General features: G+C 64.8%; 9 protein-coding genes, 1 pseudogene and 1 CRISPR repeat array. Of the genes and pseudogenes, 1 reads left to right on the top strand and 9 read right to left on the bottom strand.

Going from position 1 to position 20646, the window contains the following annotated elements:
* Positions 1 to 34: 34 nt before the first annotated feature.
* The 3 genes and pseudogenes from ACFO6Q_RS04480 to ACFO6Q_RS04470 all read right to left on the bottom strand — a co-directional run.
* Positions 35 to 1450, bottom strand: coding sequence for an argonaute/piwi family protein (locus ACFO6Q_RS04480; protein WP_380019344.1), 1416 nt, complete (start codon positions 1448 to 1450; stop codon positions 35 to 37).
* Entirely contained in the window at positions 1443 to 3209 is a 1767-nt protein-coding gene (locus tag ACFO6Q_RS04475; RefSeq protein ID WP_380019343.1) for an SIR2 family NAD-dependent protein deacylase, read from the bottom strand. The genes ACFO6Q_RS04480 and ACFO6Q_RS04475 overlap by 8 nt, the downstream gene beginning before the upstream one ends.
* Before the next feature lie 144 nt (positions 3210 to 3353).
* Positions 3354 to 3533: pseudogene (locus tag ACFO6Q_RS04470) on the bottom strand (hypothetical protein); the annotation flags it as partial.
* 539 nt (positions 3534 to 4072) lie between these two features.
* Here ACFO6Q_RS04470 and ACFO6Q_RS04465 point away from each other — a divergent pair.
* Positions 4073 to 5539 carry an SdrD B-like domain-containing protein gene (locus ACFO6Q_RS04465; protein WP_380019342.1) on the top strand — a complete coding sequence of 489 codons (1467 nt, stop codon included), beginning with the start codon at positions 4073 to 4075 and terminating at the stop codon, positions 5537 to 5539.
* Between the two features lie 61 nt (positions 5540 to 5600).
* Here the strand turns inward: ACFO6Q_RS04465 and ACFO6Q_RS04460 are convergent, their stop codons facing one another.
* From ACFO6Q_RS04460 to csy1, 6 genes are all read right to left on the bottom strand, one after another.
* Complete coding sequence (locus ACFO6Q_RS04460; RefSeq protein ID WP_380019341.1) at positions 5601 to 8594, bottom strand: choice-of-anchor Q domain-containing protein; 2994 nt, start codon at positions 8592 to 8594, stop codon at positions 5601 to 5603.
* A gap of 160 nt (positions 8595 to 8754) precedes the next feature.
* Entirely contained in the window at positions 8755 to 11115 is a 2361-nt protein-coding gene (locus tag ACFO6Q_RS04455) for a winged helix-turn-helix domain-containing protein (protein WP_380019340.1), read from the bottom strand.
* 270 nt (positions 11116 to 11385) lie between these two features.
* Positions 11386 to 16460: direct repeats of the CRISPR family, unit length 28 nt; unit sequence TTTCTGAGCTGCCTGCGCGGCAGCGAAC.
* A gap of 128 nt (positions 16461 to 16588) precedes the next feature.
* Positions 16589 to 17155 carry a type I-F CRISPR-associated endoribonuclease Cas6/Csy4 gene (gene cas6f / locus ACFO6Q_RS04450; RefSeq protein ID WP_380019339.1) on the bottom strand — a complete coding sequence of 189 codons (567 nt, stop codon included), beginning with the start codon at positions 17153 to 17155 and terminating at the stop codon, positions 16589 to 16591.
* Between the two features lie 5 nt (positions 17156 to 17160).
* The gene (gene csy3, locus ACFO6Q_RS04445; RefSeq protein WP_380019338.1) at positions 17161 to 18186 is read right to left on the bottom strand and encodes a type I-F CRISPR-associated protein Csy3; all 1026 of its coding nucleotides are present in this window, start codon (positions 18184 to 18186) and stop codon (positions 17161 to 17163) included.
* 20 nt (positions 18187 to 18206) lie between these two features.
* Positions 18207 to 19214 (bottom strand): type I-F CRISPR-associated protein Csy2, encoded by a 1008-nt coding sequence (gene csy2 / locus ACFO6Q_RS04440; protein WP_380019337.1) that lies wholly within the window; start codon positions 19212 to 19214, stop codon positions 18207 to 18209.
* Positions 19211 to 20563 (bottom strand): type I-F CRISPR-associated protein Csy1, encoded by a 1353-nt coding sequence (csy1, locus tag ACFO6Q_RS04435; protein ID WP_380019336.1) that lies wholly within the window; start codon positions 20561 to 20563, stop codon positions 19211 to 19213. Before csy1 ends, csy2 begins: the two co-directional genes overlap by 4 nt.
* Positions 20564 to 20646: the final 83 nt, after the last annotated feature.

The following is a 20646-nucleotide window of genomic DNA, read 5'->3' as shown; positions in this document are numbered from 1 at the left end:
AACGCTTTATATCGCCGAGCACAGCGATACCTCTTTACATAAAGAACCGGTAGTCGTAAACGTCGTTGACGATAGCTGACGACTGCTTCACTACTTCTGCGAATATCTGCGAGTAGACCAACGTCACGGGGAGTGTTTTGTAGAGCGTGTTGTTGTTCCAATCTACTTTGGTCAGCGCGAGGATGCTTGAGCAGGTTGCGTACCAGCCGCCGTCGCCAGTGAAACGACGCAGCAAGATAGGTTTGGGTAGCGGCGCCAAGGGAGCCTCCTTGAAAACCGGCCGGTTAGCGTGCTCTTGATTTATTCCACCTACGCTGCCCTGTGTCCACAGGAGACACTCGTTCTCCGTAAGCGGCTGGCAGGTGCCGCGATCTACGGGATATCCGGCCGGCCCAGATCCCTCTCGCCCGCGGTCAACCTTCAGGCCGTACCAGTTATTGGCACGAACAACCTGAACCAGTTCCAGCTCTGTGTTTACATCAAACGCGTCGAAAGCGCCCTGGATCTCATCCTCGGTGAAATGACTGGACTTATGGACGTAGATCTTCTTCGGAGTTCGTCCGCCGTGCGCGTTCTGGTACAGCAGGAGGCTCTTCGAGAGAACCGACTGCATCTCCTGGTAGCTTAGATAAGGATTGCCCTTCCTATCAGTCGTGAACTCGCGAGTGTCGTAGGCCACAAACTCGAATCCAGTGCCGTCAGGATCAAAGACCTGGCTACAGCAGGTGCTGTACTCGACACCGTCGTCAAGCTGCTTGATGGCGTAACTCAAGCCAATGTACGCCTCGTCCTTGTCCCAGTCGGCCAGCTTCCATGGAATGCCTCCCGCCTTCGCATAAAGAGCAACGCTAATGCCCCACATTACGTTTGCCCGGCAGGTGCGCTGTAAGGCTGTTTCGTTGATAATCTGAATCGGGACATTTAATGGTGCTAACTTGGCCTTAATCCAGTCATGAAGGTCGAATCCTTCGTACTGGTAAGACGCCTTCCAGGTGGCGGGCAAATAGACGATCAGCACGTCGAAAGCGTGTCTAAGTCTCAATAGGCCGGCGAGCCCCCGAAAGATCGCCTCGGTGAGCGCCTTTCCGTCGCCTGCCGCTGCCAATGCATCGCATTCCGGAGCAGTGGCGATACGCAATGCATCTGTCGCGGGGACGAGCGCGCAGCGAAATACCTGCTCAAACCCGTCATAGGCGATGTAGTAGTTCCGCGCCTCCCTAGGCCGATGCTGTCCGCCTAGCTCGTTGACGATCGAATCGATCTTGCGCATCAGGTTGCCAGGTGCCAGATAGGCCAGCCGGACTTGGCTGGGCAGTCCAAAGTCTGCACTGTACGGTCCGATATCCCTCAAGCCTCGCAGAGGATGAGTGTCCGTACGGCTCTTGGCGAACAGCAGGGAGGGCTCCCTGATGGCGAAGTGGCCTGGGAGTTCGTTTGCATCGTTAGCCATTCGCGGCTCCCCGTCGGCTATAAGCGGAGCGCATGTTGATCTCGAACGACGCTGGATACTGGCTGCCTGGATGGGCAACCAACTCGGCCGACCCGGGACCGCCAACGGGCCCAACAAGAATGCCGATCCAAGCACTGAGCAGCTCGTAGGATTGGTTGTTATATCGCTTAAGTTTTTTCTGGCGAAGGAACTCCGCAGCCTCTTGCCGCGCCTTCAAGGGCGATATCCAGATATCTGGTCGCAGTAGCAACCAAAGTACGCCGTTGCGTTCCTCGACGCGTATCGACACGGCTTCGGCCCAATGCACGTCCGCCAAGCCGCGGATGCTGGCGCTGATGCTACCCAGCCCGCCGTTGAACCCAAGAGTTCTGCGCAGGACGTTGAAGGTCTCGCTATTGGTCTTGTCATGCTTGACCACTGCGTACCACGTTCTCTTGGCTCTTCGCAGAAGCAATGGTTTGTTGGCAATCAGCGCCTTGGCAATTGCCTCCTCGACGAACGACTTGATGATGCCAGATTCATTGATGGACTTGGTCAAGTCATCCAGCTTGAATGTATCGATCGCTCGGACCCGCGCAGGGTCGAGGACCTTCTCGACATTGGCCCTATCGCCCCAGAACAGTATGCGGTCGGTGTAAGCCACCGTGCAATCTGGTTGAACCTCGAACAACTTGGAGCGCACGTCGCCGATGTCGATTTCACCGTCGTACGCAATTTCTGCGCATGCTTCCGGCAGCCTGCTGATTCGCAGCGCATTCGTGCGAAGAATCGGGTATTGATTACCTAAAGGTGGTAGCGTGATGGCCGCGGGCTTGGCCGTCGCACTCCGGACCTTCGCATTGAGGTTAGCGGGTTTTCCCGATGTGTTCCGCCAGATCTTTGAAAGCATTTCGTCGAACGTGCCGGTCTGCACCAGCCGAGCGTTGATTCCATTGGTCTGAGCGTAGTCGATCAGATTAGTAACGCTGGTTGCGACATCGGCGAGCCGTGGTGCGCTCCAGTAGAACCCTTGCGGGAATGCGTTGTTCTGATCCATGGCCTCTTTGAACATCGACATGACGTTCTCGTCCCGCCCGCTGTACCCAGAAACAATGAGGCCGAATCGGGTGGCGGCGGCCACGAAGCATCTCTGGAGTTCCTCGTCGTTATGCCGCAGATCGTTGGCGAGGTTTTTGATGCTCTGGTAGCGGAAGTCACCGTGCAGCTTCACATAAATCGGAAACTGGTCCGCGTTGAGCGCATTTACTGCGGCATAGGAGCCTTCGAGGTGAAAGACGGGAAGGTTGGCGCCTGCGACCGCTGAGTAGGCAGTTTCCACGACTTCATCGAAGTTCGTAGTGAATACTAGCCGAGTTTTTCCCATCTTAAGTAATGAGGCAAGAACGCGGTGACCGATGCTGGAAGCAATCTTGCCAGTCGACAGTACTTCTTTTAAGTATCTCTGCTGTGCGCCGTAGTCGGCACCGAACAGCTGGTTGAAATAGAACGAATACTCATGGGGGTCCCAGAGAGGCGGATACCCTTGGCTATCCATGTAGCCCTGAATTCGGGCGCGTATGGCCTTGTTACCTACATCGTGAGATTGAATATCCTGATTCTGTTGCGCGCAGTAGAGCCTACACTTCAGATCCCAGATGATGTCCGTGGCTGTGGGGAGACCGGAGCTGCGTGACGCACCAGCCCCCAAGAACCACATCAAGCGCGGTCCGTCCTGACTGAAGTTCCGCAGGAACTCCGTTTCCGCAATCTCTGACGTCATTTGAAACCCCTGTATTCCGTGCGTTGAACGCGGAAGGTTCAATGCGTAGCCATCTTCCCATTCCTCGACTATATCCGAGGCGAACTTGAGTCGGGAGCTAAGGACCTCCTGAACTATTCCCTGGACGGACGCCAAGTGCATGGGTCAAGCAATCCGTGCTCTATCTGGGCCCTCTTGACCAATGCCTAAAGTGTCTAGAAAGTCGGCCCATGCCTGCATCATCTTCTGACGCGCAAGCAAGATAGTCGCACGGTTCTAGGCGTGGCCCAGTGGATCGCGTACCGTATGTGCGAGCTGATGCTCGATGAAGTCCGAGCGGAAGCCTTAGGACCTCATCTGGGCCGAGAGATAAAGGGCAGGCTTATTTCATCAATGTCTGCTTTGGGTCGCAAGCCGCCACTCCAGTCGCAGCTGGATCTCTTCATTCCCCCGAAGGTAGGAAAGGCACCGAATTGCCTTCGGTGCTAGCTATCGGGCGCCGCGCACCGTTCGAATGCCTCCCGACCCGCACGCCTCGCTGCGCAGGCCTCTCCGTGCTCCCCACCCCTCGGGTCAATCATGAACAACCGTCACCCCATCAAAACTGTGACGTAGTTCTCTGTTAGCCTCCTCCCTGTCCCGTGACAGGGCGCCTCCGCGAGCGGCATGACGCTTCCGCAGACGCGCCCCGCCGCGGTCATGAACGCCTCCGACCGACGCGGGCGCGCCCCAGGCGCGCCGGGCCGGCTCGCACCGATCGCCTCGGTCGGCGGCGTTCCTCCGCGCGGTGCCTGGCCGCGCATCGCCAATCCCTGATGGCATTCGAGCCCGCAGCCGGGAATGCGGCTGCGCGCGCCTTTTTTCACGAAATCGAGGTGAGCGACATGAAACGTACGATGCTGCTGACGGCGCTGCTGCTGGCGATGGCCAATGCCCACGCGAACGGTCCGCCGGGTCCGCCGGTGCCGTCGCCGGACACCTGCTCGGCGCAGGGCGGCGTCGTCGGCGCCAACCTGATCGACGGCACGTTCGGCACGGGCAGCGGCACCTACGGCGAGGCGGCGCCGGCGCCGGGGCTCGGCACGCAGACCACCTACCTGTACGCGCCGTGGGTCAGCTACCGCCCCGACGACGGCGAATACGTGATCGTCAACGCGACCGGGCCGGACAGCCCGTGGAGCACCTGGCACAGCCAGCTGCTCGGCCACACCACCGGCCTGGACGACGACCGCTTCGCCGTGTTCAACGCGAGCATCGAGCCGGGCACGTTCTATTCGCAGACGCTGACCGTCGCGCCGAACACGAACTTCGAAGTCAGCTTCTGGGTGATGAACGTCAACAGCAACGTCAACGACCTGCTGCTGCCGAACCTCGCCACGGTGATCCGCCGCGTCGGCGTCGATCCGCCGGGCGGCGGCGTGGTGGTGGCCACCACCGGCGACATCCCGGAGGCGAACCCGCCGTTCTGGCACCAGTACGCCGCGGTATTCAACAGCGCGAGCGCGACGCAGATCGAGCTGCGCCTGGACAACAACAGCAGCGGCGGCCTGGGCAACGACTTCGCCCTCGACGACATCGCGCTGGCGCCGTGCACGCTCGCCGCCGGCGCGATCGCCGGCACGCTGTACTACGACGCCAACCTCGACGGCGCGCTGCAGGCGGGCGAGCCCGGACTGCCGGCGAACATCCCGGTGCAGATCGTCGACACGCGGGGTACGCCGGACACCGGCGACGACGTGATCGTCGGAACCACGCAGACCGACGCGAGCGGCCACTACGCGTTCGCGAACATCCCGGCCGGCGCGGACTACGTCGTGCACGCGGTGACCACCGATCCGAACGTGCCCGCCGACGTCGCCCTGCACACGCCCAACGACGTGGCGGTGACCGTCACCAGCGGCAGTCAGGCGGCGGCCGACTTCGGCTTCGTCAGCGCCGACGTGCAGATCGTCAAGCAGGGCCCGGCCAGCGTCGGCGGCGGACAGCCGATCACCTACACGCTGACCATCACCAACCCCGGCCCGACCGCCGCCGACGGCGCCAGCTGGGGCGACCTGGTGCCGGTGGAGATCACCGGCGTCAGCGCCTTCTGCGGCAGCGAAGCCGGCGGCGCCGTGTGCGGCCCGGTGCAGGTGAACGGCAACGACGTCTCCGGCACCCTGCCCACGCTGCCGGTCGGCGGCAGCGTGCGCATCACCATCGAGGGCATCACGCCCGCCGCGGTGGCGATCCTGTCCAACACCGGCACCGTCACGCCGGCATCCGGCATCCCCGATCCGGACGAGGACAACAACGCCAGCACCACCAGCACGAGCACGCCGGTCTCGCTGCAGAGCTTCGAGGTGGAGTGACGCGTCGCCCCGTTGCGCGCACCGCCTGCGGCGCGCGCAACGGGAATTTCCTCAAGCGGCATCAGCGGCCGGGGCATCGCCCGTCGCCGCCTTCCTCGAAGCCGTCGGCGAACAGGCAGTCGGTATCGACCGGCGGCGTCACGCTCAGGTGGACGGGCACTTCCGTCAGCGGGTGCCCGCCCATGTCGTTGCTGGCCACGCACACGAGTGCGCTGTAGTCGCCCGGCGCGAGTCCGCCGGCATCCACCTCGATGTTCACCTCGCTGCTGTCGCCCGCGGCGGTGCTGCCGGATGCCGGCGACGCGCTCAGCCACGGGATGTCGTTCGGGTTCTGGCAGCCGGGCAGCGCGGGCGGCTCGTCGTCGACGTTGACGACCAGGATCACGTGCATGTTCGGGAAGCCGATGCTGGCCGGCGTGACCGGCGTGTCGATGCCGCACTCCGGCGCCATGAAGAAGCTCAGATGCGTTTCCGGTGACGGCGTGGAACCCATGTAGAAGTGGGTGCCGTCGCCGGTGCCGTCGCCGACCACTTCGACGACGAGGTCGTTCGCTGCGGTGTCGGCGACGATCGCGCTGACCGGAACGTTGATCGTCGTCAGCGCCATGCCGGCCGGAACGGTGATGCTGCCGGAGCCGATCGGCACCAGGTCGGCGAGCGGAATCGTCTCGGCCACCGTGCCGGCCGGCACCGTGTACAGGTTGACGTGAATGGTCTGGCCGGTGCTCGACTCGACGCCGACGTCCACGCTCTGGATGCTCACGGCGGTGCCGACGCCCGCGTGGTCGGCGAAGTAGAAGCGCCGCAGATAGTGGTTTTCAACCGTGTACAGGTCGTTGTCTTCCTTGCACGCGGCGGAGGTCGTCGGCGAAGGCGTCAGATTGCCGGTCTGCGAAAGCGCCAGCGCGCCGCGCACGGAGCCGAGGCCGGTCAATGAAACCGGCGCCGGGCCGCTGCGCGTCGCGGCCGTGCCGAGCGTGACGTCGCCGCGCTGCGATGGTTTTTCCGCCGGCGCGAGCGGCGTGCGGAGGCTCTTCGCCAGCGCGTCGTGCAGCGACCACTCCAGAAGGCCGGTGCCGACGTTGCCGATGGCGAGAATGCCGCCGCCGGTTTCCCCGGAGGCCAGCGACAGGTCGATCGTGCCGGGGGCGATGTTCGCCAGCGGAATCTGTGCGCTGTCGACGAACTGCACGTTCACGCTGCAGTCGCCGGTGACCGGTGCGGTGGTGTAGACGTCGTCGACGAGGGCGCCCTCGCAGCTGCCGTCGATCGCCCAGATCTGGTGTCCGGGTGCGGGCGTCAGCACGAAGGCGACGGTTTCCCCGGGCACGGTTTCCTGCGGCGTGTCCGGCGAGAGGGTGCCGTTGCCCGCGACCGTCGGCGTGACGAGGTAGCGGACGTCGTCGAGGTTGAACTCCCAGGCGCCGATGTCGGTGGCCGCGCCCAGCGTGCGCGCGTAACCGTCGCCGCGCTGGTCGAAGGGCAGTCCGGACGGATTGCTGCCGGCGTCGATCGCCGGGCTGCCGAAGCGCAGGGCGTGGGTGAGCGTGCCGCCGCCGTTGTCGGCCAGCGCGGCGAGCTGCGGGTCCACGCGCAAGGTGTCGGGCGGCAGCGCGATGGCAGGTCGCACGATCTGCACGAGACTGTGGCTGCCGCTGAGATCGACGACGAAGCCGGCGTTGACCGCGCCGGTGAGGTCGTTCTCCGACTGCGCGTCGTTGCGCGCGACGATCGAGCTTTCCAGCACCAGCGGCGCCTCGAACTGCAGGGCTTCGTTGCCGCCGGTCTGCATCAGGCCGCCGCCGGTGCCGGAGCTGTAGTTGAAGGCGATCGTGCTGTTTCTCACCGTCAGCGCCTGCTGCGCGGAAATCGCGCCGCCGGTGGCCGAGCCCACCGGAAAACCGTCGAGCGAGGCCTGCCCGATGCCGAAGCCGGACAGCAGGCGTCGCGTTTCGGCGTCGACGGCGGCGGCGCCGGCGCCGCTGCTGATCTCGGCGCGGTTTGCCGAGAACGTGCTGTTCACGATCAGGCCCGGATCGGAGAGGCTCTGCGTGTAGAGGCCGCCGCCGATGGCCTGGTTGGAGCCGGCCGCGCGGTTGGCGTCGATCACGCTGTCGGTGACGGTCAGCGCCAGGTTCGCGCTGTAGAGGCCGCCGCCCATTCCGAGCGCGGCGCCGAAGGCGGCGTTGTGGTCGATGCGGCTGCGCGTGATGGTCGTGTTGCGCACCACCGCCGCGCCGCCGCCCTGCGCGCCGGCCGTCGTGCCGTGCGCCTGGTTGTCGTGCAGGCGGCTGTCGGTCAGCGTCAGGTTGCCGTTGACGAACAGGGCGCCGCCGAGCACGGCCGGCGCCGTGGCGACGTTGTCGTGCACGCGGCTGCGGATCAGGGTGACGTCGCCCTTGCCGAACTGGCCGCCGTTCATCGCCATCGCCGCGCTGCCGGCCGCCTGCGAGCTCGACACGCCGGGCGGCACTTCGTTGACGTTGCCGAAGATCTCGCTGTCCTCCGCGGTGATGTTGCCGATCACCGAGAAGGCGCCGCCGCCGAACATGGCGCGGCAGTTGCCGAGCACCGAATCCTTCAGGTACAGGTCGTCGACCGCGAACAGGCAGCCGCCCATGGCGGCCAGGCTGGCGTCGATCGGATCGACCTCCGGCGTCACGCCGCCGCTCAGCGTGAGTCCTTCCAAGCGCAGCTGGCCCATGCGCAGCACGGCGAACAGGCGGTCGCTGCCGGAGCCGGCCAGCGTGAGCTGCGCCGCGCCGGGGCCGCGGAACACCAGGTCGAAGGGCGGCGCGGAAGGATCGAACTCGCCGAGCGTGCCGATCTGGATCGCGCCCTGGCTGAGCGTGAGCGTGCCGCAGGTGAGCGAGGACAGGTCGACGACGTCGCCGTTCGCGGCCGCCGCGGCGACGGCGCGCAGGCTGCCGGCGCTGCCGTCGTCCAGGCAGGTGTCGACAGCCAGCGTGGCGGCGGAGAGCGGGCGCGCCGAAGCGGCGGCGAGAATGCACAGCGACACCAGCACGGCGCAATGGAACATGAGACGGATGGGCATGGACACGACTTCGCTCCTGGGTGCGGTGTGCCGCCCGGCCATCGCTCGGGCGGTATCGCCCGACTCTGCGTGCATTGCGGACGAGGCGCATGCACGCACCCTAGATTGCGCCTGATCGCGCCCGGCAACGCATTGTGAACAAAGGGATTTCTGGCCGACGTCAATCCGGGCCCGGAGCGCCCGCCGCGCCCTGCAGGGGCAGGGGCGCCGCGCGCCAGGCCACGGCCGCCGGCGGGATCGCGCGTTCTCCGGCCAGGCGTCGCGCGCTGCGCAGGGCTTCCGATTCGGCGGCCCACTGGCCCAGCTCGCGGTACAGCCGCGCCTGCGCGAGGCTGCATTCGAAGCACTGGTCCACCCAGGGCGTGATCCGCGCGATCACCCGGCCGGCTTCGTCGACGGCTCCGCCGTCGAGGAGGGCGCCGACCCAGGCGAGGATCGCGTCCACGCGGTCGGCGACGGCGATCGAGGCGGTGGATTGGAGTGTCTTGCGGAACAGTCCATCCGCCCGGGCCCGGTCGCCGCGGGCGAGGGAATGCTCGGCAGCGGCGACGTCCGCGCGCAGCTGCACGAGCGGATCGGAACGGGAAGCGGCCCAGCCGGCCAATCGCTTCGCCTCGCTGGCGGCCTCGTCGAGGCGGCCGGCGCGGTGCAGCGCGCGCAGGCGTTCCAGGCTGAGGGCGCTCAGCCGCTGCGAGGTCGCCAGCGTCGGCGGCTTGTCCGGCGTGACCGCGTCCAGCGCCTCGCCGGCCAGCGTGATCGCCGCGTTCTCGTCGCCTTCGGCCCAGGCGAGCCTGGCTTTCATTTCCTTGAGGCTCGAGGCGAGCGCGTCCAGATCCGATTGCGGCACGGTGACTTCGATGGCGGCCAGGTGCGCCCGCGCCTGCGCGTAGCGGCCGTTGGCCAGGAACGCGCGGATCTGCTGCAGGCGCAGGATCGCCTTCTGCCGCGGTTCGCCCACCTTGTCGAGGAAGTCTTCGGCCTGTTCGGCGACGGCGAGCGCATGCAGCGGCTGGAGCAGGGCGAGATCCAGGTGGATGCGGTTGCCGAGCGCGGAAGCCAGCGTGTCGGTCGGCCCGAATCGCCGCATGCGTTCGATCGCGCCGTCCAGCAGAAGGCTGGCCTCGGCGTGCCTGTGCATCAGCGCGAGCGACGCGGCCTGGTTGGCGTCCACGCGCGCCAGCGTCAGCGAGTCTCCCGCCATCTTCAGTGCAGCCCGCGCGTCGGCGAAGACCCTGGTCGCGCCGTCGCTGCTGCCGCGCAGGGCCTGCAGCACGGCGATGTTCGCCAGCGCCATGCCGTGCAGGTCGACCAGCGATTCCTCTTCCGTCGCGGAAACGGTCTCGGCGAGGAGTTCGCTGCCGCGCGCCGCGTTGTCGAGTTTGACTTCGGTCACGGCCAGGCCGAGCAAGGCGCGCGCGCGCGACCGGGCGTCCAGGCGCTGCGGCGTGCGCGAGGACAGCGCGGCCGCGTAGCGCTCGCGGGCGAACTCGAAGTCGCCGCGCTCGCGCGCCACCTCGGCCTGGCGCAGGATCAGCTCGGGATGATCCGGATACGACAGCGTGTCGCGCGCCTGGTCGATCAGCGCCTGGGCGTTGTCCAGGTCGCGCGCGTACAGCGCCGCGTCGAGCCGATGCAGCCAGGCATCGGGAGATCCCATTCCCGCGTCGCCCGACGGTGCCTTCAGCGGCCGGCCGATCGTGAACATCAGGCGATCCATCGCGTCGCGCGTGGCGACGATCGGATCGGGCGCCTGCGCTTCCGCATCGCGTTCGTCGGCCGCGCCGTCGTGCAGGGTGGCGTGCAGGCGCCATCCCAGCGACGTCCGCTGGATGCGCGTCTCGATCACCTGCCGGGCGCCGGTGGCGGCGGCCACGCCGTCGGCATCGATTCGTCCGCCGTCCGCATCGGCCAGGACGAGCACGTTGTCGAGCGGCACCACGCGAAGGCCCGCTTCGCGCAGCCGCGACGCGGCGAGGTCCATGAGCCCCATGCGCAGCCAGCGCCAGGATTCGTCGGTGTCCTCGTCGACGCGCGTCGGCATGACGGCTACCGCGTACGTGCCGTCCGCCGGCGCGTCGGCGCGCAGCACTCCGCCGCGGTCGCCCGAGCCGCTCAGCGCCAGCCCGGTCGCGACCAGTACCGACGCGAGCACCACGGAACGGGGCGGCCGTCTGCGTAGCGCACCGGGATGCGGCGGCGCCGGTGCGTGCGCCGGCGGCTCGCGGGTGAGGCCTTCGACGTCTTCGACGGGATGCGTCGGCGCGACCCAGCGATAGCCGAAGCGCGGCACCGTGCGGATGAGGCGCTGTTCGCCGCCGGCGTCGCCGAGGACGCGGCGCAGCTTGCGAATGAGCTGGTCGATCTGCGTGTCGGTGACGTTGGCGCGACCCCATACGGCCGCCGCCAGCTCGTCGCGCCCGACCGCGCGATCGGCGTGCTGCAGCAGCCAGACCAGCCCGTCGAACGCACGCGGCCCCAGCTCGACGAGCCGATCGCCGCGGTGGAGCTCGCGCGCAGCCACGTGCAGACGAAATTCGCCAAAGGCCCACAAGGTTTCTTTCACGCAGGCAGTTTAGCCCAGCGCCCATGGGCATGAGGGCGGGTGCCGATGCGCGCGCGGCACGCTCCGCGCGGAATGCGCCGGTCAGTACGCGGCCAGCACATCCGGCTCGGTCGCGGGCGGCTCGCAATGCAGGCCGTGGCAGACGTAGGCGACGCCGCCTTCGCGATGTGCCTGGGCCTGCAGGATGCCGGGCAGGGCGCTTCGGACGGGGGAGTGTTTACGCGATGGATTGGGAGCTGCCTGCGCGGCGGTGAACTCGTCCACGGTCACGGCCTGCGACTCGTCCACTTTCTGAGCTGCCTGCGCGGCAGCGAACCAGAAATCGATTGCGTCGACGGGGGCTGAGTTTTTCTGAGCTGCCTGCGCGGCAGCAAACTCCCCCGTAGATCACCGCCATGCGGCCCCAAATTTCTGAGCTGCCTGCGCGGCAGCGAACAAGGCGGCGCCGAATCCCAAGAACAAGGCGAATTTCTGAGCTGCCTGCGCGGCAGCGAACCTCAGGGTGAATGCCCAGCGATCGCATTCGCTTTTCTGAGCTGCCTGCGCGGCAGCGAACCAACTCCGCGAGGATGTCGCCTGCGTAGTCTTTTTCTGAGCTGCCTGCGCGGCAGCGAACCTCATCAGCCAGTTCTATAAACGGCTGCACTCTTTCTGAGCTGCCTGTGCGGCAGCGAACTCGCCAGCACGCAGATCAAGATCGACCTGATCTTTCTGAGCTGCCTGTGCGGCAGCGAACATCGACGCGTCGATCAGCCGGCAGTTCTACATTTTCTGAGCTGCCTGTGCGGCAGCGAACTCGTTGCGCAGGGAGACGGCCGCGTTCTCCTTTTTCTGAGCTGCCTGTGCGGCAGCGAACGCCGGGTTCATTAAGTCGTCGATCGACGCGCATTTCTGAGCTACCTGTGCGGCAGCGAACAACTATCGGCAGTTCATCGCGCAGTTCCAGCCTTTCTGAGCTGCCTGTGCGGCAGCGAACGACGATGTACGCGGCTCGGTCCAATTCCGTTATTTTCTGAGCTGCCTGTGCGGCAGCGAACATTCTGTCGGTGCTCGCCGCGGTGCTTGTGCTTTTCTGAGCTGCCTGTGCGGCAGCGAACTCGCCGCTGCCTTCGTCCTCGGCCTCTACAATTTTCTGAGCTGCCTGTGCGGCAGCGAACTCGATGAGGGCGGGGCCGAGCGGATCGGCGTATTTCTGAGCTGCCTGTGCGGCAGCGAACGGGGTATCCGGGGGAACTCGGGGGAGTCAGAGTTTCTGAGCTGCCTGTGCGGCAGCGAACCACACTCTCCATGATGATCTGGGCGCTTGTCTTTTCTGAGCTGCCTGTGCGGCAGCGAACGCGAAAGACTCTTGGGACTTCCCTCTCCCAGCTTTTCTGTGCGGCCTGTGCGGCAGCGAACGCGCTTCAACAGTGCGTACAGCGTTGGCCGATTTTCTGAGCTGCCTGTGCGGCAGCGAACTTGTCGGCCAAGGTCCTGGCTGCGGCGTACAATTTCTGAGCTGCCTGCGCGGCAGCGAACGTGCGGCAGCACGGAAGTGACCTCTCCCGAATTTTCTGAGCTGCCTGCGCGGCAGCGAACGCCTTCTTGGCCGGCGCCTTGCCCGCCTTGTCTTTCTGAGCTGCCTGCGCGGCAGCGAACGATGTCGTTCCGCAGACCCTGACCGTCACGCTTTTCTGAGCTGCCTGCGCGGCAGCGAACACCAACAATCGAGGAGTCACGAACATGGGTAATTTCTGAGCTGCCTGCGCGGCAGCGAACGGGCCGAGCCCGCAGCCGCTGTCGTTCCACACTTTCTGAGCTGCCTGCGCGGCAGCGAACCATGTCGGTGATCTCCGGCAGCTTCGCCAGAATTTCTGAGCTGCCTGCGCGGCAGCGAACCATCTCGCCGACCTTCATCTTGCTAGTGCTCTTTTCTGAGCTGCCTGCGCGGCAGCGAACCCACGCTAGCCAAAAAAATGGCGCCGACAAGCTTTCTGAGCTGCCTGCGCGGCAGCGAACGAGGACGTGCCGCTGCGCACGCTCACCGGCAATTTCTGAGCTGCCTGCGCGGCAGCGAACAACTCGATCGCGCCCTGTGGGTGCGGCCGGATTTTCTGAGCTGCCTGCGCGGCAGCGAACAGTCCGCATCCGCTTGCAGCGACGCGCGTGTGTTTCTGAGCTGCCTGCGCGGCAGCGAACCAGACGGTACGGAACATGTCGGCCCCGATGAATTTCTGAGCTGCCTGCGCGGCAGCGAACACCTCCGCGCACGGCGGCGAGGGCGGCATCGATTTCTGAGCTGCCTGCGCGGCAGCGAACCTTTGCGATCTGCTTGCGGCGTTCCTCGGGAATTTCTGAGCTGCCTGCGCGGCAGCGAACGGGATGCCCATCTCAGGCGGCCCTCTTGTCTCTTTCTGAGCTGCCTGCGCGGCAGCGAACCTGCCCACGCTCAGCGACGACGATCTGTACGCTTTCTGAGCTGCCTGCGCGGCAGCGAACGCACCTGTCATCGAGCGAATGGCGAAAGAATTATTTCTGAGCTGCCTGCGCGGCAGCGAACACCAACATGATTTATTTGATCACCGGCCAGAACTTTCTGAGCTGCCTGCGCGGCAGCGAACCGGAGGTGAGTGATGAAGCGTTTCATGGGTGTTTTCTGAGCTGCCTGCGCGGCAGCGAACATTGGGAATGCCGTGCAGGACTTCCCTGATCTTTTCTGAGCTGCCTGCGCGGCAGCGAACCGAACGACCAACGATCGCCGGTCGACCACGACTTTCTGAGCTGCCTGCGCGGCAGCGAACTACACGATGGACGTCGATCCATGTCCGGTGATTTTCTGAGCTGCCTGCGCGGCAGCGAACGGGTCTGCTCGCGGTGCTGAGTTTCGTTCTCGTTTCTGAGCTGCCTGCGCGGCAGCGAACACGGCGGCGGCTGCCTACACGACGCATCATTATTTCTGAGCTGCCTGCGCGGCAGCGAACCGAAGGTCGCATCTTCCTTCCCAGTGATTGGTTTTCTGAGCTGCCTGCGCGGCAGCGAACGATGCGGAGGCTGAGTCACATTAGGTGGCTCATTTCTGAGCTGCCTGCGCGGCAGCGAACCTTGGCTCGCGAGGTCTTGCCGGGTCTTGTCGTTTCTGAGCTGCCTGCGCGGCAGCGAACGTCTGCTTCTATATTGGAGTCGCCTCCGATATTTTCTGAGCTGCCTGCGCGGCAGCGAACAATCTGGACGTACGCTTCCAGGCGATCGCTGCTTTCTGAGCTGCCTGCGCGGCAGCGAACGCCCTTTTGCGCGCTTGGCCAGCATCTCTTGTTTTCTGAGCTGCCTGCGCGGCAGCGAACTCCCGGTCACGCGATCCGATCCTCGGCGCGGATTTCTGAGCTGCCTGCGCGGCAGCGAACCATCCGACGCGCTCGCGCTGGACGCAGGGTACTTTCTGAGCTGCCTGCGCGGCAGCGAACCCTCGCCGAACTCGACCGCGCCCTCTGGGTGCTTTCTGAGCTGCCTGCGCGGCAGCGAACGCCAGCAGCCCCCCGGCCAGTTCGGATTGTTCTTTCTGAGCTGCCTGCGCGGCAGCGAACCTCGGGCGAGTACGGGTTCGAGCTCTACTTCTTTTCTGAGCTGCCTGCGCGGCAGCGAACGTCGACCGAAGTCGTTCGGCTGACTGGCTCCGCCTTTCTGAGCTGCCTGCGCGGCAGCGAACTACATGCACGACCTGACTAAGCGCAACGAAGGTTTCTGAGCTGCCTGCGCGGCAGCGAACTGCAAATGACAACCGCTAACGACATTCAAATTTTTCTGAGCTGCCTGCGCGGCAGCGAACGCTGTGAATGAAGAAGCCCGCCATCAACGACTTTTCTGAGCTGCCTGCGCGGCAGCGAACAACTACGACGGCGCTTTCGACTTCCTGCTACTTTTCTGAGCTGCCTGCGCGGCAGCGAACCTTCGCCACGGCGATGCTCGAACGCATCTCCGTTTCTGAGCTGCCTGCGCGGCAGCGAACTTGGTGTGGGCGATCATGCTCGTGGCCGAGAATTTCTGAGCTGCCTGCGCGGCAGCGAACCCCACGTTCTTGGTCCTGCGCACTGGGCCGATTTTCTGAGCTGCCTGCGCGGCAGCGAACGTGAAAAGGTGACCGGCCAATCCTCACAGGCTTTTCTGAGCTGCCTGCGCGGCAGCGAACATCCCATCCAGCTCGGCACCGAAGATGCGGATTTTCTGAGCTGCCTGCGCGGCAGCGAACACGGAAGGGCCGTCTTGCTAGACCGCTCGTGTTTTCTGAGCTGCCTGCGCGGCAGCGAACGATACCAAAGGTCATGTGCATTGACCATGTACTTTCTGAGCTGCCTGCGCGGCAGCGAACGAAAAACAGCCCTGTGGCTTGCAGGTCGGACATTTCTGAGCTGCCTGCGCGGCAGCGAACGAACCGGCGGTTATGCGTTCGCGCTCGACTCATTTCTGAGCTGCCTGCGCGGCAGCGAACATATGCCGGTGGTATCGCGTGCCCCCCTTCATTTTCTGAGCTGCCTGCGCGGCAGCGAACCGCTATTGCTGAGCGCTGGCGTGTATTGGGGCTTTCTGAGCTGCCTGCGCGGCAGCGAACCGAACGCGCCCCACAGAGCGTCATTGCTTCGATTTCTGAGCTGCCTGCGCGGCAGCGAACTCAACGGCTCAACGGGGCAGATCGTCACGACCTTTCTGAGCTGCCTGCGCGGCAGCGAACGCGTGGATGCGAACGCGCGCTACTACGAAGGCTTTCTGAGCTGCCTGCGCGGCAGCGAACACGCAGCAGACGTTAAAGCCGTGTTGTACTTCTTTCTGAGCTGCCTGCGCGGCAGCGAACATCGACGCCTGCACGGCCTGGCGCAGTTCGTCTTTCTGAGCTGCCTGCGCGGCAGCGAACCTGTCGAAGACACCCTCCTTGCCACCGTAGATTTTCTGAGCTGCCTGCGCGGCAGCGAACACGTGCTGTTCTTCCGGCGAAGGCGCCGGGGCTTTTCTGAGCTGCCTGCGCGGCAGCGAACCTGTCGTTCCTCACCGCGGTGTTCGCGGACGATTTCTGAGCTGCCTGCGCGGCAGCGAACGTTCATGGTGATCTGCTCCAGAGATTCGGAAATTTCTGAGCTGCCTGCGCGGCAGCGAACGTTCACCTCGGCGGCCGTCTGCTTCACGTGCATTTCTGAGCTGCCTGCGCGGCAGCGAACTTCGTGGTGCCGCCGCCCATCGTCTTCGCGATTTTCTGAGCTGCCTGCGCGGCAGCGAACGCACTCGTCGATCGCTCATCGGTCTGATCCGTTTTCTGAGCTGCCTGCGCGGCAGCGAACTAAGCAATTTCCGCGTCAATCCTTTGACGGATATGAAAAAACAGTCAAAGAAGCGCTTGCCTCCATTTCAGGAAGGCAAGCGCAAGAGGTTGATTTTCAAGGATCGCCCGAGGGCTTCAAAAAAAGGGTCAGAACCACGGAACCGTTGCAGTTCCACTCAAACCGTAGCTGTTGAAGTCGCCGGGCACGGGATCCGTGGAGAGGGGGCCCAAGGCGATGAAGAGACAGAACGGTTGGCCGGTGCTGCGGCTTCGGATGTGCAGGTAGGGAAGATCGGGCGTGCGTTCGACGCTGGATGGAATGGCTTTCGCCGCTTGCTCCGCCGTCTCGCTTTTTCGGCGCATGCGTCGGCGGCGCAATCGTTCGGCGCTGGTCTTGAATTGCTTTCGCCGCACGGTCCGATGCCGCGATTGTGCAGGGGCGGCTGCAATCGTCGTCACTCGGACGTGGTCTCGCAGGGCCTTGAGCCAATCCGTTCCGAGCAACCGGCTCAGCGACGCTTCGGTCCCGTGCAGTCGCAGGATCGCGCCCAGGGTTCGTGGCTGAATGCTGTAGCCGGGAAAGCTGATGCCGATGCCCTCCAGCTGGTGCTGCACGAGGGCAACGTGCAGCCGATCGTGCAGCGCTCCGAGCAATTGCGGCGCGCCGGTTTCGGAATCCGGCACGACGGTGAGGTCGACGTAGTGGGTGGTCATGGTGGTCAGCCCGCTTCGCCGAATACGCCGCCTCGAATCAACGTGGCGATGACGAAGTGCTGTTGTTCGGGCTCCGGCGCCTTGTCCTTGAGTACCCAGGCATCGAGCAGGTTGTAAAAGTCCGCCTTTTCCTTCGGCTGCCGATAGGCCTTGCCCTGCGTGGTGACCGAACCGTACGGTTCGACGGCAATCGGGCCGTTGTCGGCGGCTTCCGGATACCAGGTGTCGATGGTGCGCAGCGCATTGCCGATCTTCTGCGAATGAATCGCCGCGACCTCGTCGACGTGATAGAGCGTCCGGCTCTTCTTGCTGTTGTCCTTGTCCAGGATGAGTTCCTGCGATGGGAACACTTCCTGTCCGGCTCCCACGCGAACGAAGGCAGTGACTTGCAGGAGTACGTGACCATCTCCGGCCAGTCCCTTTCCGATGACTCCGGCCAGCTGTTGCAGTTGCGAGGCGTCGGTGGCCGGTGCAGCGAGTTCGCGCAGCGAATGGGCCAGCGCATCGAAGGTCCACTGCATTGCTGGCTTGCCGTCCTTCAAATGAGCGACCGTTACCTCCACTTGCTCGGCACCGATGCGATTGCGCCACAGGAAGCGAGCGTTCGCCAGATTGGCGGCGTAGCGGCGCGCGAGTTCCTCGAAGCCGTGTTGCTGTACATACTCCTTCACGGTGGCGAGCAGCTTCTGCCGGTACGCGGCGTCGTTGCAGGCGGAGGGCTCACCCGTGCCGCCGAGCACGCGAAGCGTGAAGTTCACTTTCAGCGTATCGGCATCGGCGGGAAGAGCAGCCACATCCACGGTTTGCAGGTTCGGGTTCTGGATGGCGGCGTCCAGCTTCGCCGGATCCTGGCCGCTGGTCTTGAGGCGATTGGAAATGGTGCCGCGCACGGATTTTGCGGCGATCCGCACCGGCTTCCAGGCATCGGAGCGGTCGCGCTGCGCCCAGGGACCGGCGTGGAACAGCGCGTCGGAGGGATCGAGCTTGCGTTCAAAGGCCAGGACGGAGGCGGTCTTGAGTTCCTTGGACATGTCGGATTCCTTCTGCGTGGTCAGGTCAGATCAAATTCGGGAATGAAATCCAGCTCGTCGTCGATCGAGCGGGCATGGTCGTTGCTGCACCGGTACAGGCCGGTTTCGGAACGGGTATCGGCGTACCAGAGCAGTTGCTCGGCCGCGGTCACGCGGTGCGGGCTGATCCATTCGCCGACGGAGTACAGGCTTTCGACGAAGCGAAATGGCGTCGTGGCATCGCGTGCATTGGCGACGCTGCCGGCAGGGTGCAGCTCTCCCAGTGCGCCGTAGCCGACCGGGATCGGGACGATCCAGCCTTGGCCGGTGCGATCATTGCGCCAGCGGCCCTTGCCGTCGTCTTCCTCCGCCGACCAATGCCAATTGACGCGCGAGAGCGACAACCACGCGTCCAGGCGTGTCGCATCCGGTGCCGCTTTCTGCAACTGCTGCAAGCGCTGCTCCAGCCGGTCGTCGCGGCTGACGAGGGCGAAGCCTGGCAGCAGCCGCATTCGTGCTTTCCGGAACAGGGCACTGCGATCCTGCGCAGCGCCGGTAAGGTCGATCGCCCACGGCTTGTAGCGATGTCGCCACGGCTGCGCCGGCGGCAACACCGAGCCGCCGGCGATGCGCATGCCGGCCAGATGCTCCGCCAACGCTGCCAGATCGCCGTCAAGTGCTTCGGGCTCGAGGTTCCAGCGCGGGCTGTCCGCGGCCAGCAGCAAGCTCAGTTCCAGATGGATGCGGCCTTCCTCCACGATGGCGGCGCTGCCTCCATCCTTGCCGACGGGATTGCGCGTCAGATGGAAGGCACTGACGAAGCCGCCGCGGGAAGCCTGTTCCTGGTGCCCGTGGCAGACGACGCCGACCGCCCGGAGATGGATGTCGAGTCCGCTCGCGTGTGCCTTGCGTTGAAGCGCCCACATCAGGCCGAGGAAGGCCGTCATCGACGGAAAGCCGTGAGTCAGCGGGCTGGAGATCGCATTGGCGTTCTGAATCCGCAAATGCGGCAGTACGAGCAGATGGCTGAAAGTAGGGCAGGCGTTCATGCCTGACCTCCCTTCGGTGCACGCCGCTGCACCGGTACCGGCCACGCGGCTTCGACGATGGCCTGTTTCGCCCAATGACCGTATTCGGCATCGCCGACGTTGGTCAGGCCGGCTTCGCGCAGGCGTTCGTTGACCCAGTTCGCGAAGTCGCCAGCCACCTGGTCGGGCCAGTTGCCGAAGACGAAGGCGGCATGGAAATCCCTGTCGTCGTCGCTGTGCGCAGGATCGAGAGGGTCCTGTGCGATCTCCTCCGTCCGGCCGGGGTCCAGCCAGATCTTCTGGTGCAGCGGCAAGGTGCACTGCTCGTCACGGGTCCAGCCCGGCTCGAAGCGCGCCCACGTTTCGGCGGCATACAGGGCCAGCTGCGTGCCGAGCTCCTGCTCGATGCGCCGTCGTGTTTCGCGAGTCCTGTCGTTGGCCGGAGGATCGCCGAGCAGGAATTCGGCCAACCGCCTGACGTTGCCGCGCACGCCCTTGAACCAGGTCAGCCGCTCCATGGCCGAGCCGATCCTCAGCAGCTTCTGCGGATGCTCGACATCCCAGCTGGGCGGCAGCGAAGCCAGCAGATAGTTGATGCCGCCACGTTCGCTGTTGAGCTGGGAGATGTTCTGCGGCTTGGTGCCACCCAGCTTGCGCGCGACCAGATTGCGATAGTCACGATAGGCAGACTCGTGTGCGTCCCTGCCGCGGAATGCCTGTCGGGCAATCTTGTTTTCCTCACCGAAGCGCGCTTCCTGAATCTCGGCATGCGCCGCCTGGGCGAGGCTGCTGGAAAACATCGGTTGCAGCAGATGGTAGCCGGCATCGTCGGTGGGTTCCCCCTCGGCCAGCCAGTACACCTGCTTGGCGGCCTCGTGCGAGCCGAGCGCGGCATCGGTGCGAACCAAACCGCCGAACGCCGCCATCCAATCAGCAGCGAGCGTGCTGTCGGCATGCAGCGCGCTACGCAGATCGGTGTCGCCGTCCTGCATCCAGTCCAGCAAGCGGCGGCCATCCACCTCGAGCTTCAGGAGCTTGTAGACGTCCAGGGCCGCGGCATTGCCGACCACGTCTTCGGCGAAGTCCGCGCCGAGGACGTGGCTGCCGATCTCGGCGTGCCGGGGCAGGGTATCGGGCCGTACATGCAGGCTGCTGCCGCGGGCATCTGGATGAGTTGCCTTGAGCACGTGAGTGACGGCCTGGATCTGGCCGACGCGACGTGCGGCATCGGCGAGCCAGGTGTCGTAGTCGTATTTGGACGCCGTGTCGGCATCCTCGTCCTTGCTTTTCAGCTTGGCCTCGCGCCGGGCTTGGATGAAGCCGGCGATGGCTGCGCGAAAGTCTTTTCCTCGATCTGTCAGTTCTGGCACGACCACCCCTCCTTTGGTTGATGACCTGCGTTGCTGAGAAATAAAGCGCAGCTGTCTTATCGAGTGAGACGCTTCCTCCTTTC

The organism is Dokdonella ginsengisoli, assembly GCF_042652785.1.
In the GTDB taxonomy this organism is placed as follows: domain Bacteria; phylum Pseudomonadota; class Gammaproteobacteria; order Xanthomonadales; family Rhodanobacteraceae; genus Dokdonella_A; species Dokdonella_A ginsengisoli.
Note: the sequence above shows the minus strand (reverse complement) of the source record. Positions and strands in the feature narration are given on the sequence as shown.

What these genes read in the sequence shown, in the direction of transcription:
- ACFO6Q_RS04480 (WP_380019344.1), bottom strand. Translation starts at nt 1,450, where the DNA reads ATGGCTAACGATGCAAACGAACTCCCAGGCCACTTCGCCATCAGGGAG.
- ACFO6Q_RS04475 (WP_380019343.1), bottom strand. Translation starts at nt 3,209, where the DNA reads ATGACGTCAGAGATTGCGGAAACGGAGTTCCTGCGGAACTTCAGTCAG.
- ACFO6Q_RS04465 (WP_380019342.1), top strand. Translation starts at nt 4,073, where the DNA reads ATGAAACGTACGATGCTGCTGACGGCGCTGCTGCTGGCGATGGCCAAT.
- ACFO6Q_RS04460 (WP_380019341.1), bottom strand. Translation starts at nt 8,594, where the DNA reads ATGCCCATCCGTCTCATGTTCCATTGCGCCGTGCTGGTGTCGCTGTGC.
- cas6f (WP_380019339.1), bottom strand. Translation starts at nt 17,155, where the DNA reads ATGACCACCCACTACGTCGACCTCACCGTCGTGCCGGATTCCGAAACC.
- csy3 (WP_380019338.1), bottom strand. Translation starts at nt 18,186, where the DNA reads ATGTCCAAGGAACTCAAGACCGCCTCCGTCCTGGCCTTTGAACGCAAG.
- csy2 (WP_380019337.1), bottom strand. Translation starts at nt 19,214, where the DNA reads ATGAACGCCTGCCCTACTTTCAGCCATCTGCTCGTACTGCCGCATTTG.